The 14,275-nt window shown below is 67.7% G+C and carries 13 protein-coding genes; 10 read left to right on the top strand and 3 right to left on the bottom strand.

The features are described from left to right. The first annotated feature begins 91 nt into the window (after positions 1-91). The 6 genes from HUT19_RS33265 (at position 92) to HUT19_RS33240 (ending at position 7,540) form a co-directional block, all read left to right on the top strand. On the top strand, positions 92-1,537 hold the full coding sequence (locus HUT19_RS33265; RefSeq protein WP_176183988.1) for an amidohydrolase family protein: 1,446 nt from the start codon (positions 92-94) through the stop codon (positions 1,535-1,537). After that, positions 1,534-2,493 carry a cyclase family protein gene (locus HUT19_RS33260; RefSeq protein WP_176183987.1) on the top strand — a complete coding sequence of 320 codons (960 nt, stop codon included), beginning with the start codon at positions 1,534-1,536 and terminating at the stop codon, positions 2,491-2,493. Before HUT19_RS33265 ends, HUT19_RS33260 begins: the two co-directional genes overlap by 4 nt. Then, on the top strand, positions 2,490-4,493 hold the full coding sequence (locus HUT19_RS33255; protein ID WP_176183986.1) for an acetoacetate--CoA ligase: 2,004 nt from the start codon (positions 2,490-2,492) through the stop codon (positions 4,491-4,493). The genes HUT19_RS33260 and HUT19_RS33255 overlap by 4 nt, the downstream gene beginning before the upstream one ends. Then, entirely contained in the window at positions 4,490-5,674 is a 1,185-nt protein-coding gene (locus HUT19_RS33250; RefSeq protein ID WP_176183985.1) for a thiolase family protein, read from the top strand. Before HUT19_RS33255 ends, HUT19_RS33250 begins: the two co-directional genes overlap by 4 nt. 26 nt (positions 5,675-5,700) lie before the next feature. Continuing rightward, a complete protein-coding gene (locus tag HUT19_RS33245; RefSeq protein ID WP_176183984.1) occupies positions 5,701-6,666 on the top strand; it encodes a zinc-binding dehydrogenase in 966 nt (321 codons plus the stop codon). Between the two features lie 94 nt (positions 6,667-6,760). Then, on the top strand, positions 6,761-7,540 hold the full coding sequence (locus HUT19_RS33240) for an enoyl-CoA hydratase (protein WP_176183983.1): 780 nt from the start codon (positions 6,761-6,763) through the stop codon (positions 7,538-7,540). Between the two features lie 338 nt (positions 7,541-7,878). Here HUT19_RS33240 and HUT19_RS43430 read toward each other — a convergent pair whose 3' ends face one another. After that, positions 7,879-8,142: a transposase gene (locus tag HUT19_RS43430; protein WP_254886262.1), complete on the bottom strand. Its 264-nt coding sequence runs from the start codon at positions 8,140-8,142 to the stop codon at positions 7,879-7,881. Between the two features lie 1,271 nt (positions 8,143-9,413). Here HUT19_RS43430 and HUT19_RS33230 point away from each other — a divergent pair. Together HUT19_RS33230 and HUT19_RS33225 are read left to right on the top strand one after the other, a co-directional pair. Continuing rightward, entirely contained in the window at positions 9,414-9,683 is a 270-nt protein-coding gene (locus tag HUT19_RS33230; RefSeq protein WP_176183982.1) for a hypothetical protein, read from the top strand. Further along, positions 9,680-10,048 carry a hypothetical protein gene (locus HUT19_RS33225; protein ID WP_176183981.1) on the top strand — a complete coding sequence of 123 codons (369 nt, stop codon included), beginning with the start codon at positions 9,680-9,682 and terminating at the stop codon, positions 10,046-10,048. The genes HUT19_RS33230 and HUT19_RS33225 overlap by 4 nt, the downstream gene beginning before the upstream one ends. A gap of 12 nt (positions 10,049-10,060) precedes the next feature. Here HUT19_RS33225 and HUT19_RS33220 read toward each other — a convergent pair whose 3' ends face one another. Further along, the gene (locus HUT19_RS33220; protein ID WP_176183980.1) at positions 10,061-11,332 is read right to left on the bottom strand and encodes an IS256 family transposase; all 1,272 of its coding nucleotides are present in this window, start codon (positions 11,330-11,332) and stop codon (positions 10,061-10,063) included. A 236-nt stretch (positions 11,333-11,568) separates the two neighbouring features. Beyond that, positions 11,569-12,681: an integrase core domain-containing protein gene (locus HUT19_RS33215; RefSeq protein WP_176183979.1), complete on the bottom strand. Its 1,113-nt coding sequence runs from the start codon at positions 12,679-12,681 to the stop codon at positions 11,569-11,571. 582 nt (positions 12,682-13,263) lie between these two features. Here HUT19_RS33215 and HUT19_RS33210 point away from each other — a divergent pair. Next, entirely contained in the window at positions 13,264-13,611 is a 348-nt protein-coding gene (locus tag HUT19_RS33210) for a DUF6247 family protein (RefSeq protein ID WP_176183978.1), read from the top strand. After that, positions 13,608-13,868, top strand: a complete 261-nt coding sequence (locus HUT19_RS33205; RefSeq protein ID WP_176183977.1) for a hypothetical protein — start codon at positions 13,608-13,610, stop codon at positions 13,866-13,868. Before HUT19_RS33210 ends, HUT19_RS33205 begins: the two co-directional genes overlap by 4 nt. Positions 13,869-14,275: the final 407 nt, after the last annotated feature.

The raw sequence follows: 14,275 nt of genomic DNA, 5'->3' as shown, positions 1-14,275 counted from the left end.
ACAACCTTCAGTCGCACGACGATGCGGGCCCCGACAGCGCGAGTGCTGTCGACACCCGCGTCCCATGCCGCGCAGCGCAAAGGAGCGCAACATGTCCCCTTCACGATCCCTGATCAAGGGCGGCTACGTCCTCTCCATGGACCCGCAGGTCGGCGAGATACCGGTCGGCGACATCCTGGTCGAAGACGACCGGATCGCACGGATCGCCCCACACATCGACGCCGATGCCGAAGTCATCGACGCCGAAGGCTGCGTCGTCATGCCAGGGATGGTCGACACCCACCGGCACACCTGGCAGACAGCCCTGCGCGGCATATGCGCCGACTGGTCCCTGAAGGAGTACATGACCGGGATCCGGATGAGTCTGCTCCCGGCCTACAGTCCGGCCGATGTCTACGCCGGAAACTACGTCGGCGCGGTCGAGGCCCTGGACGCCGGTGTCACCACAGTGCTGGACTTCTCGCACTGCGTGAACACCCCCGACGACGCCGACGAGGCGTACCGCGGCCTGGCCGACGCCGGCATCCGGGCCGTCTACGGCTACGGATTCAACGCCGCCCCCAGCGAGACCCCGTACTTCACGGACCACGACGCCCGTATCCGGGACGCGCGGCGGGTCGCCGGAAAGCACTTCAGCGGCGGCGACGAGCTGGTGAGGATGGGCGTCTCACTCAGCGAGCCCGGATTCGTGCCTTTCAGCAGGACCAAGCGCGAGATCGACACCGCACGCGAACTCGGTGCCCTCATCACCGTGCACACCGCCTGCTTCTGGGGCTCGAGGGTATGCCGCGGCATCCGCGAGATGGATCATCTTGGGCTGCTGGGACCCGACCAGGTGCATGTGCACTGCAACGCGCTCGACGACGATGAGCTCGCGATGCTGGCACGGGCCGGGGCGAAGGTGTCCTGTACCCCGGAGAGCGAGATCCAGATGGGCATGGGCCACCCGGTGATCAGCCGCTCACTGAATCTGGGCATCAAGCCGACGCTGGGCTGCGACATCATCTCGCTGTCCAGCGGCGACCTGTTCACCCAGATGCGCATGGGGCTGCAGGACGCCCGGTGCCTGATCAACGACCCGCTCAACGCGCTCGACCAGGCGCCGGACACCCTTCCGCTCAGCGTGCGGGACGCCCTGGCCTGGGGAACGGTCAACGGGGCCGAGGCCCTGGGGCTGGCGGACGTCACCGGAACCCTGGCCCCTGGGAAGAAGGCGGACATCGTCGTCGTCGGCGGCGGGCTCAATGTGCTGCCCCGCCCGGAGCCGGTCGGTGCGATGGTCGTTCAGGCCAACGCCGCCAACGTGCGAACGGTCCTGGTCAACGGCGTCATCCGGAAACGCGACGGCGAGCTTGTCGGGGTCTCCAAGGAGCGGCTGCGCCAGCAGATCCTGGAGTCCACGGACCGGCTCTTCGAGAGGGTCAACGCCTCCGGCGGGGTCCAGTCCGACGCGTCGCTGATCGCCTGGGACTCCTTCAACGACATCGCGGCCCCGAACCTGGCGGAGGCCTACAACACGAAGGCGGCCGACGCATGACCGATACCGACGAGGAGACGCGCCTGCTCCGGGACTACATCGAACGCTGCCGAAACTGGGGCCGCTGGGGCGAGGACGACGAGATCGGCACGCTGAACTTCGTCGGCCCCGAGCAGGTACGCGCGGCGGCCGGGCTGGTCCGCCGGGGCGAGGTGATCCCGGTCAGCCTGCCGTACGATCCGCAGGGCTGCCAGGACGGAGGATTCCGCCAGAATCCGCAGCTGCTGGTGAAGGCGTCGGGCTCGGACTACCTCTCCGGTGCCCAGGAGCAGACGCCGTGGGGCCCGGCGCGGGGGTTCGGGTTCTCCGACGACGTCGTCATCCTGCCGACACAGTCCGGCACCCAGTGGGACTCGCTGTCGCACATCTTCTTCGAGGGCAAGATGTACAACGGGCGCAGCGCCGACCTGGTGACCTCGGCCGGCGCGGCGCGCAACGGCATCGAGAAGACCGTCTCCCGATTCGTGATGCGCGGAGTCCTGCTGGACATCGCGCGGTGGGCCGGGGTCGGCAGCCTGGAGCCGGGCTACGCCATCTCCGCCGACGAGCTGGAGCGGGTGGCCGCCGCGCAGGGCGTCGAGATCCGGCGCGGGGATGCCCTCCTGGTCCGTACGGGCTTCCTGGGCGCCCGGCGCGGCCGGTGGGGGGACTACGCGGGCGGGCCGTCGCCCGGGCTGTCGCTGCACACGGCACCGTGGCTGCATGAGCGGGAGGTCTCCGCCGTCGCCTCCGACACCTGGGGCGTGGAGGTACGCCCCAACGAGATCGGCCATGTGCAACCCCTGCACTCCATCGCACTGGTCCACATGGGTCTCGCTCTCGGGGAGATCTTCGATCTGGAGGCGCTGTCCGCGCACTGCGCCGACGACGGGGTGTACGAGTTCATGTTCGTCGCCGCGCCGTTGCCCCTGACCGGGGCGTCCGGGTCGCCGCTCAGCGGGCTGGTGATCAAGTGACCGGGGGCGCCGCCGGAGCCACCGTGCTCTGGCGGCCCTCCCGCGCCGCCGTGCGTGACTCGGCGCTGTCCCGCTTCGCCCGGGCCACCGGGCACGGGGAGGACTACCACGACCTGTGGACCTGGTCGGTCACGGACCTCGAGGGCTTCTGGACCGCGGCGGCGGAGTTCTTGGGCGTCCGCTGGCACACCGGGCCGCGGTGCGCCCTGGGATCGCGGGCGATGCCGGGCACGGAGTGGTTCCCGGGTGGCCGCCTGTCGTTCGCCGAGCATGTGTTCGCCGACCGCGATCCCGGCAAGGTGGCCGTCCGGTACGCCTCCGAGGCATACCCCGGCGTCCGTGCATGGACGTGGGCGGACCTGCGCCGGGAGACCGCCCGTATCCGGGCGGGCCTGCGCGACGCGGGGATCGGCCGCGGTGATCGCGTCGCCGCGTATCTGCCCAACCTCCCACAGACGCTCGCCGCCTTCCTGGCCACGGCTTCGCTGGGTGCGGTGTGGTCGGCTGCGGCGCCGGAGTTCGGGGCGGGCGCCGTGGTGGACCGGTTCGCCCAGATCGAGCCGGCCGTGCTGCTTGCCGTCGACGGCTACCGGCACAAGGGCAAGGCCATGGACCGTGACGCCGAGGGCCGCGACATCGCCCGCCGGATCGGTGCCCGATATGTACGGCTGGGCCACCTCGACGGCTCCGGCTGGGAGGACGGATTCCTGGGGGCGGAGGACAGTGAGCTCGCCTATGAAGCCGTCGCCTTCGACCATCCGCTGTGGGTGCTCTACAGCTCCGGCACCACCGGGCCGCCGAAAGCGATCGTGCACGGTCACGGCGGTGTGCTCCTGGAACTGCTCAAGACGACGGTCCTGCAGCTCGGCATCGGCCCGCTGGACCGGGTGTTCTGGCACACCACCACGGGCTGGGTGATGTGGAACATCCTCGTCGGCCCGCTGCTCACCGACGCCTCGGTCGTCCTGTACGACGGCCATCCTGGGCACGAGGTGCTGTGGGACCTCGCGGAGCAAACCGGGATGACGGTGCTCGGCACCAGCGCCGCCTGGCTCGCATCGTGCCGGCGGAACGGCGTCCGACCGCTCGACGGACGCGACCTGTCCGCGCTGCGCGTCATCGGCTCCACCGGCTCACCGCTGGCTCCCGAGTGCTACGACTGGGTCTACGCCGCCTTTCCCACCAAGCCCTGGCTGGTCTCCCTCAGCGGGGGGACCGACGTGGTCACCCCGTTCCTCGGGGCGGTGCCGACCGTCCCGGTCTACCGTGGCGAACTCGGCCCTCCGGCGCTCGGAGTCGACCTGCGTTCATACGCGCCCGACGGAAGACCGCTGGTGGGGGAGGTCGGGGAGATGGTCGTGGCCCAGCCGGTTCCCTCGATGCCGATCGGATTCTGGAACGACCCGACGGGTGAACGGCTGCGCGGCGCGTATTTCTCGGGTTTCCCCGGAGTGTGGACGCACGGGGACTGGCTGCTCCTGACAGAGCGGCACACCGGCGTCATCAGCGGACGTAGCGACGCCACCATCAACCGGGGCGGCGTACGGATGGGCACCGGCGAGATATACCGCGCCCTGCTCACCGTCTCCGAGGTCCAGGACGCGCTCGCGGTCGACGTACCGCGCCCGGGAACGCACGGCTGGCTCGTGCTGTTCACCGTTCTGTCCGCCGGCAGCGTGCTCGACGACGCGCTGCGGTCGAGGATCACCGCGGCCATCCGCACCGGGTGTTCGCCCCGCCACGTGCCCGACGAAATCGTTCCGCTCGACGAGATACCGCGTACCGCGTCGGGCAAGAAGCTGGAAGTCCCGGTGAAGCGCATCCTCATGGGCGCGGCCCCGGACTCGGTCGTCAGCCGGGGCAGCCTGGCCAACCCGCCCTCACTCGACGCCATCAGGCGTGCCGCCGCCCATCTGATCCCGACGGCGCGGGAAGGCACCCTGCCGCCTGGGACACGGCCCGCCCCGGCGTGCCCCCTCCGGGAGAAGGAGAAGTCGTGACCCAGCCGTCAGACGTCGTGGTCGTGGAAGCCGTCCGCACCCCGATCGGGCGCGGCCACCCGGACAAGGGCGTCTTCAGGAATCTGCACCCCCACGATCTGCTGGGGGCGGTCTACACCGCGGTCCTTGACCGGGCCGGTGTCGACCCCTTGGAGGTCGGCCAGGTCCTCACCGGTTGCGTCCAGCAGATCGGTGAGCAGGGGGCGAACGTGGCCCGCAACGCCTGGCTGCACGCGGGACTGCCCGTCGAGGTCCCGGCCAGCACCGTGGACACCCAGTGCGGGGCCTCGCAGCAGGCCGTCAATCTCGCCGCGGCACTCATCGCCTCAGGGGCACAGGATGTGGTGATTGCCGCCGGTGTGGAACACATGGGGCACCTGCCCTTCGCCGCAGGAGTGCGCGTCCAGGTGGAGTACGGTGACGCCATCACCCCGCAGATCATGGGGCGGCACGGCCTGATCAAGGCGCACAACCTGGTGGGGCAGGGCCTGTCGGCCGAACGCATCGCGACCACCTGGGGTCTGTCACGCGCCAGACTGGAGGAGTGGGCTCTGCGCTCGCACCAGCGGGCCGATGCCGCCACCCGGGCCGGGGCGTTTGCCCGCGAGATCCTGCCGGTCAAGGCCGGCGGGAAGGTCCACAACACCGACCAGGGCATCCGCCCCGACACCACCGCGGAGTCGCTCGCGGCTCTGCCCCCGGTGTTCGCCGACAACGGACGGCTCACCGCCGGGACCTCGTCGCAGACCTCCGACGGAGCCTCGGCCGTGCTCCTGATGTCGGCGGCCAGAGCGCGCGCACTCGGCGTACGGGCGCGGGCCAGAGTACGCGATCACGCCCTGCAGGGTGACGATCCGCTGATGATGCTCACCGCCCCCATCCCCCTCACCCGCCGGATGTTGCAGCGCAACAGGATGGTGATCGAGGACCTGGACATCATCGAGATCAACGAGGCATTCGCCTCAGTGGTCGGCGCCTGGCTCGCGGAACTGCGTCCGGATCCCGAGCGGGTCAACCCCCGTGGCGGCGCGATAGCGCTCGGCCACCCGCTCGGGGCCTCGGGAGCGCGGCTGATCACCACGTTGCTCCACGAAATGGAAGACCTCGACGCCGAGCTGGGCTTCCTCACCATGTGCTGTGCCGGAGGACTCGCCACAGGAACGCTCATCGAGCGGATCTGACCCACCCCACCACCACCAGGAGAACGATGTTCGCCGTATACGCCACCGGGCCCAGCCCCGACGCTCCGCTCGACTCGCTGACCGTGGGGGAGCGCCCCGACCCCGTCACCCCCGACGGCTGGGTACGGGTCCACGTCACCGCCGCCAGCCTGAACATGCACGACCTGTGGACGCTGCGCGGCGTCGGGATCAAGGCCGAGCGCTTCCCGATGATCCTCGGCTGCGACGGCGCCGGAACGCTGGAGGACGGGACCGAGGTCGTGGTGCACTCCGTCATCGGCGACCCCCAGTGGCGCGGCGACGAGACCCTCGACCCGAAGCGCACCCTGCTCACCGAGAAGCACCAAGGCACCATGGCCGATGCCGTCGTGGTGCCGCGGGACAACGCCGTCCCGAAGCCCGCCCGGCTGACTGCCGCGCAGTCGGCCGTCATGGGAACGACATGGCTGACCGCCTACCGGATGCTGTTCACCAAGTCCGGCCTCAAGCCCGGGCAGACGATGCTGGTCCAGGGTGCCTCGGGCGGTGTCTCCACCGCCTTGGTACAGCTCGGCCGCGCCGCCGGGATGCGGGTCTGGGCCACCGGACGCAGCGAGGAGAAGCGGGCGCTGGCGGAGAAGCTGGGCGCCCATGCCACCTTCGAGCCCGGCGCACGGCTGCCCGCCAAAGTGGACGCGGTGTTCGAGTCCGTGGGCGACGCCACCTGGCAGCACTCGATGCGGGCGCTGCGGCCCGGGGGAGCCATCATCTGCTGCGGCTCCACAAGCGGTCCCAACCCAGGCGCGGACCTGCAACGGCTGTTCTTCCTTCAGCTGCGAGTCGAGGGATCGACCATGGGCACCCGCCAGGAGCTCCTCGACCTCCTCACCTTCGTGACAAACGCCGGCATCGTCCCGGAGATCGGTCTTGAAGTGCCGATGGCAGACGCGAAGGAGGCTTTCCGGGCGATGGAACACGGCGAGACGGCCGGGAAGATCGTTCTTACCCGGTGAGCAGGTGGACACGCCACCCGCGGCGCGTCACCCGCGCACCGCGGTCCCAACTCCCGCCACCATCACGGCGCATACGAAGAGCGGACACAAGGATATGACCCATTACGAGACGATCGAGACCAGTACCCCCGGCGGTGGAGTCGGGTTGATCCGACTGAACCGTCCGAAGGCGCTCAACGCTCTCAACCTGACGGTCATGCACGAACTCACCCGCGCGGCGGCGGAGTTCGACGCCGACACGAAGGTCGGGGCGATCGTGATCACCGGTTCGGAACGCGCCTTCGCCGCAGGGGCGGATATCTCCGAGATGGCCGTACTCGACTACCAGGACGTGGTCGAGGCGGATCTGTTCGCCGGTTGGGAGGCCCTCGCCCGGGTCCGTACCCCGCTGATCGCCGCGGTCTGCGGCTACGCCCTGGGTGGAGGGTGTGAGCTGGCCATGCTCTGTGACCTGCTCATCGCCTCCGACACCGCGGTCTTCGGCCAGCCCGAGATCAAACTCGGCATCATTCCGGGGATGGGCGGCTCGCAACGCCTGACCCGGGCAGTGGGGAAGGCGAAGGCAATGGATTTGTGCCTGACCGGCCGCACCATGCCGGTCGAGGAGGCCGAGCGCGCCGGGTTGGTCAGCCGGGTCGTCCCGGCCGACCAACTGCTCGATGAGGCACTCGAAGCCGGCCGGACCATCGCCACGATGTCGAGGCCGGCCGCCAGGGCGGCGAAGGAGGCCGTGAACCGCGCCTTGGAGACCACGCTCAGCGAAGGTGTGCGATTCGAGCGCAAGCTCTTCCACGCCGCCTTCGCGAGCACCGACCAAAAGGAGGGAATGTCCGCCTTCCTAGAGAAGCGGAAGCCGACGTTCAGCGGTGGGTAGATCCCTGCCGAGGGAGACGGTAGGCGATCATTGAGGTCACGCCGTGGGGCCCGGTATCGGCCGGCACCGGTGCCGGGTGTCCGCCTCGGGCAGACACCCCTCGTCAGAGGGACACGGCTCCGGAGGTCGGGGAGGACTGCGGGTGCCGAGAAATCATCCACGCAGGTCGGGAGCCTGATCACGGCTCTTCGGTTCTCCTCGACGTTCGCCCCAGGTACCTTCACCCGCTCAAGGCCCTGGCGGCATCATGCTCTGTTGTGCTGCTGCGCCTGGCCTACCTCGCCGCGACCAACACTCTGGCATTCCTACGTGTGCCGCTCGAAAGTCATCGCTGTATGTCATGCCGCGTATCTGTACTCGTTGATGAGGCCGCCGAGGATCCGGGTGCGCAGGACTTTGCCGGTGCTGAGGCTGTGCATCGCAGCGAATTGTTCGTGGGCGTCGGGTGGTAGCTGGTTGCGGGCCTGGTGGGGTCGGTGTTCGTTGTAGTGCTGCTCGTAGGCCGCGAGGACGTGGCGGGCGTGGGCCTCGTTCATGGTGAGGATGTGGTCGAGGGCTTCGTGTCGGATGCTGCCGATGATGCGTTCGCAGTGCGCGTTCATGCGGGGAGCCTGTGGCGCACTGTTGAGGATCTCCATTTCCTCGGCCTGGAAGACGGCGTCGAAGGCTTCGCCGTACTTGCCATCGCGGCCGCGTAACAAGAAGTGCAGGGAGTCGATGCGTATGCCCAAATCGGCGGTGAGATTCCGCGCCTGCTGCACCGCCCAGTCCGTGTCGGGCGGGCGGTGACCCCGGTGATGTGGTGCAGCCGCCGGGGGCCGTGAGCGAGGAACACCAGCGCGTACAACCGCCTGCCGAGTGCGGTGTCGATGTGAAAGAAGTCTGCCGCGATGATGCCCTCGGCTTGCGCGGTCAGGAACTCGCGCCAGGTGGGGCCTGAGCGACGTGACGCGGGGTCGACGCCGGCCGCGTTGAGGATCTCCCAGACCGTCGAGGCGGCGATCCGATGCCCGAGTCGGGCCAGCTCCCCTTGGATCCGCCTGTGCCCCCACCGCGGATTCTCCCTCGCCAGCCGCCGGGACGAGCTTCTTGACCGCTGCCGGGGTGGGCGGGCGGCCGCTGCCCCGGCGCGCGGTGTAGTCCCACTTCGCGGCGATGAACCTGCGGTGCCGGGCAAGGAAGACGCCGGGGGTGACAGGGAAGATCTCGCGCCAGTGGCGCCGGGATATCAGCCCGGACAGCGCTGCGAACCAGAACCGGTCGGCGGGCTCATAGCGGACCGGCCCGGCCAACTGGCGGCGCAGGACCGCGTTCTCGTGCCGCAGCACCAGCAGTTCCGCCTCCTTCGCCGTCCCGCGACGCACGAGCACGAACGGAACAGTCAGCAGCTTCCGGGTCACCTTGTACAACAAGGACACGATCACGGAGGACATGGTCCCAGCGGACTGACCGCACCCTGCTCACCTACGGCGATGACTTTTCGAGCGGCACAAGGTCTACCGGATCGGATGACGGACGAATCGGACACCGTTGACACGTCTGCGAGTTGGGAGCGCGAGGGCTCCCCATCGCTCCCACCCCGGAAACGGTTAAGGCCGCTTCCGCTACCTGCGGAAACGGCCTCCGACCTGCGAAAATGCTGGTCGGGACGACAGGATTTGAACCTGCGACCCCTTGACCCCCAGCAGGGCGGCAACTCTCCGCGACGAGCCGTATCACTCTGTAGCAGAGTGCCTCGGGGCCGTACACCGCCGTACGGAGCAAGAGGACACCGCTCCCGGCGCCCCTCCCGAGCCTGCCCACCCTGCTACCACACTCCTATATTCTGGCTCCTGTCGATTCCGGTGCCCGAAAGCGCTAAGGAGGATGAGCCATGAGGCCGGCCACCACCGCAAAGCTCCGCGCCAACGCCACGACCATCCGCCAACTCGGACGTCGCCATGGCCTGCACTCCTTCGCCCTGAGTACCGAGCCCGGGGAACTCGTAGCCACCCTGGACGCCGACCGCTCCTACTTCGACATCACCAGCTTCGAAACAGACCTCTCCAGCATCCTCGGCGCCCTCGTGGAAGTCGTCCCACGCGGCCCCGGAGTGGAAGTCGAAGAAACCGAACCCCTGAACGACCTGCGCGGGGCGGCGTGACCAACACACGCACTGACCGGGAGAACAGGGAGCTGCTACGCCTGACCGATGCAACGGCAGCGCTCGACCAAGCCCGCTCAATCCTCCGCGACGGACCACCCAAGCCAGGAAACGAGCGCCTCCTCGCCCTGGCCTACTGCATGCTCACCTTCGGCGAAATGCTCAAACAGGCATCTCACGGCACCGTGGCGCAGGCATACAGCGGCCCCATCGCACTGCGCGACAAACTCGCTCACGTACCACACCGCAAGCTCAACGCCGAAGTACTCGCCACCTCCGTCGAACGAGCCGCGAGCGAGATCCTTCCCCTGATACAAGCCCGCATCCAGGACCTGAGCAACGGACGTGTCAGTGTCTTTGTGTAAGTCCTTTGGGGGCTACGTAGTGTTGAGCCGGTCCTCGAAGAACAGTGAGAACTGGTTCAGCGCCTTCTTCCAGTGTGCCGCGACGTGGTTGATATCGCTGGCCTTGGGGGCGATCAGCTCGCGCACTGCGAGGTAGAGCACCTTCAGTGCGGCCTGCTCGGAGGGGAAATGGCCGCGGTTGCGGGTGGTCTTCCGCAGCCGGGCGTTGATCGACTCGATCAGGTTCGTCGAGTAGACGACCTTCCTTATCTCCGGTGGGAACGCCAGGTAGGGGGTGAACTCGCTCCAGGCGGCCTGCCAAATCCGCACGACTGCCGGATAGCGTTGGCCCAGTTCCGAGGCGGTGAACTCCTCCAGCGCCTGTTCGGCGGCCTGTTCGGTCGGCGCCGTGTAGATCGCTTTGAGCGCGGGGACGAGCTTGGGGTAGTCACGGCTGGAGGAGAGTCGCAGCGAGGCTCGGATCAGATGGATCACGCACGTTTGCACCGTGGTTCTGGGCCAGGTCGCGGTGACCGCCTCCGGGAGGCCTTTCAGGCCGTCGCAGGCGACGATGCACACGTCCTCCACGCCGCGGTTGCGCAGTTCGGTGAGCACGGTCATCCATGTCGTAGCGCCTTCGCCTCCGTCGCCGACCCATAGGCCCAGGACGTCTTTGCGGCCGTCCATGTCGACGCCGACGGCGAGGTAGACCGGCTTGGAGACCACTGATCCGGAGCGGATCTTGATCCATAGGGCGTCGATGTAGATGATCGGCCAGATCGCGTCCAGCGGCCGGTTCTGCCAGGTGGCCAGTTCGTCGGCGACAGCATCGGTGACCTTGCTGATCAGGTCCGGTGAAACCTCCACGTCGTACATGGCGGCCAAGTGGGAGCGGATGTCGCGCACGCTCATGCCGCGGGCGTACAGCGACAGGATCTGCTCGTTGAACCCGGCCAGCCGCCTGGCGTGCTTGGGTACCAGCCTCGGCGTGAAGGAGCCGTTGCGGTCTCGCGGAACGGCCACCGTGACCGCACCCGCATCGGTCAGCACGGTCTTCGGCGAGGTCCCATTGCGGCTGTTGCCCGACCCCCGGCCGGCCGGATCGTGTTTCTCATAGCCGAGGTGCTCGCTCATTTCGGCATCCAGAGCCCGCTCCAGAACCGCACGGGTGACCTCGGTCAAAAGCCCGCCCTCGCCCAGCAGGGCAGCTCCTGATGCGTCGGCGCGGTCCATCAGCCGCTCGACGACCTCGTTCACCAGCTTGTCCTCGACCGATGCGGCGGTCGGGGTGTCGTTGTCCGTCATGTTCTGTCCGTCCCGGCTGGCCAAGGCCCGAGGCCGGGCCTCGGCCAGCCTGTCACATCACGGACTTACACGATCTTTCAGACACGCTCCTGAGCAACACCACCTCCTGAGAACGGCTGTGCTTGCCGAGAATGTCATCCGCCCTGGTGGGAGGCCTGCACCCTGGACTGGCGGTCGTCGGCCTCGTCGCTCGAGTCGGCGCTCTCGCGTAGCCGTGAAGGGTGTCAATATTCCGATCAGGCTGCTGAGCTGGTCCTTTCCTGTGGATGGTGAGGCGGTCGGGATGGCGTGGTGTGGTACTCGTTGAGCAGTCCGCCAAGTACCTGTCGGCGTCTGACCGTGGCAGCGGGCAGGGGGATGACATTCAGGTCGTCGTCAGGTGCTCGTAGACCGAGGCTGCAGTGGGCCCGTCCCGCGTTGTAGTGCTCGGCATACCTGGTGAGGACCGCGCGCAGGTGTCGTTCGCCGGTGATGAGGAGTCGGTCGGTGCATTCTGCGCGGGCTGTGCGTATCCATCGTTCGACGAATGCGTTGGACCGTGGGCTTTGTGGCGGAGTCGGGATGACGGCTGTGCCGTTGCCGGCGAAGACGGCGTCGAATGCGGCGGTGAACTTGCTGTCCCGGTCGCGGATGAGGAACCGGAAGCACCCAGCCCTTTCCTCGAGGTCCATGAGCAGATTGCGGGCAAGTTGGGTGACCCATGCGCCGGTCGGATGGGCGGTGACGCCCAGGACGTGGACGTGCCGGGTGGCGATCTCCATGACGAAGAAGACATAGAGACGTCGGAGGAAGACGGTTGCCACGTGCATGAAGTCGCAGCCAAGCAGCGTGTGGGCCTGGGTGCGGAGGAAGGTGCGCCAGGTCTGCTGGGAGGCGCGCTGCGGTGCGGGCGGCAGACCGGAGCGGCGCAGAACGCGCCGGATGGTGGCGGCGGCGACCCGATGGCCAAGCCGTCGCAGTTCGCCCTGGATCCTGACGTACCCCCAGGTCGGGTTCTCTCTCGCCAGGCGCTGGATGAGCGCGACTGTCTCTTCCGGCAACGGCGGCCGGCCGGGCCTGGCTGGTGCCTGCCGCCATTTCCAGCGCACCAGACGGCGGTGCCAGGTCAGCAGGGTGCCCGGAGTGACCAGCCGATGGCGACGTAAGGCAGGTGGCAGGTGCCGGGCGAGAGCGGAGAGCACAGCACGGTCAGCCCATGAAGGCCGCGGCCGCTCGACCTGCCGACGAAGCACAGCCACCTCATGACGAAGGGCAAGGATCTCGGCGTTCTTCGCGGCGGCCGACCGGCCCAACAAGAGGAGGCAGCCCAGTAGTCGGCAGAAGATCAGATAGAGCAGTCGCAGACCCACGACCACTGATCATGCCCATACTCGGGCGATCGCAAAGCCCCAGGTCAACGACCGTACAGCAATAAAGACACCCTTCACGACCGGATCGGGTGACGGACGAATCGGGCACCGTTGCCCCGTCTGCGAGTTGGGAGCACGAGGGCCCCCAGAGGGCTCCCCGTCGCTCCCACCCCGGGAACGACAAAGGCCGCTTCCGCTACCCGCGGAAACGTCCTCCGACCTGCGAAAATGCTGGTCGGGACGACAGGATTTGAACCTGCGACCCCTTGACCCCCAGCAGTGTGGCAACTTTCTGTTATTACCCGTATCGCACCGTAGCGCGCTCCTGGGTGTCTTCCACAGTTCGTACCGCGCCCTGATGCGCTACAGAGAAAGGCCGCCTGTCATGTCATAGCCATAAACGGGCCACACAAGACCCGAGGGACTCTCTCTCGTAGGGCGTCTCATTTCTGCCCAGCAGCCTGCGGTCACGATTCCCCGATGCCATGGCGCCCACCACGCAGCCCGCTTGTCTACACGCCCACACCGCTGGACACCCGCACGGTATGGTACGAACAGCACTCCCCCGCATCGGAGGTCATCGTGAGCGCGCAGCCAGACGGCCCGCAGGGACCGCTGATCCCCATGCCCGACCTCACCCCTGATGCATTGCGTGCGGCTGTGGCCCGGATCGCTCCCAGCAGGATCCCTGCACTCACCCAGCATCTGTTCGAGGCGACTACAAACGCACAACAGACACAGAGCCTCGCTCCCCTTCGGGCTTTCATCCACTCGTGGGCTGTGTTCATCGCCATCGAGCGACACCCGGAACGTGCAGCCCGCCTCCGTGAACTCGAGCGAATCGTAGATACGGCCGAACAAGACCCCACGACGGTTATCGATGAAATTCAGCAGATCCGCAAGACAGCGGAGGCCGAGGCCGGGCTGTGACCGACTGGAACTGGGAGTACAATCCGAGCGAGGAGCACGTCGCTGGCGGACTTGCACCGGGCGTCGTGGCAGAGGTTGAGCGGCTGGCAGCCGAGCTCGCAGCCCTCGGAGTTGACGCGGCAAAGGTGGGCCGCCCCTTGGACCGGGAAGGCGGACTCCGGGAATTCGACATTCTCGGCGGACGCGGCTTTATCAGCTTCCTCGCAGTGGCGCGCCACCACTGCGTCTACGTCTGCAGTATCACCTGGTACGGCTGACGTCGCCCGCGTTGCGCTCAAGGCAGGAAGATCAATCAGCCTGTCCCGCTCGGACATACGATTCTGCCTCTGGCCTGCAGGTTGGGCTTGTAGGTGGCGGCCGCCTGTTCCTTCTCCGAGTGGCAGGTGATCCCGCTGGGAAGTTGTAGCGCACTGCGGGTCGCTGGCCCCCTCAGCCCGAGGCCAGCATGGTTCAGTGCTGCTGCGACTTCCGTACCTGGCTTTGACAAGAATGTTCACCCTGATACGGCTCCTGCCGATGAGCGACCGGGATATAAGGTGCCGAGATCCTGGCACTACGCCACGAACTGTTCGTGCTACAGCGGCAGATCGACAGACCTAACCTCGATCGTTCATGAGGGGTCGTCAGTTTGCTGGCGGACTCTTTGTGGTGGGGGTTTCGGCGT

This window comes from Streptomyces sp. NA02950 (assembly GCF_013364155.1).
GTDB lineage: Bacteria > Actinomycetota > Actinomycetes > Streptomycetales > Streptomycetaceae > Streptomyces.
This window is presented reverse-complemented; position numbering and strand designations above follow the sequence as displayed.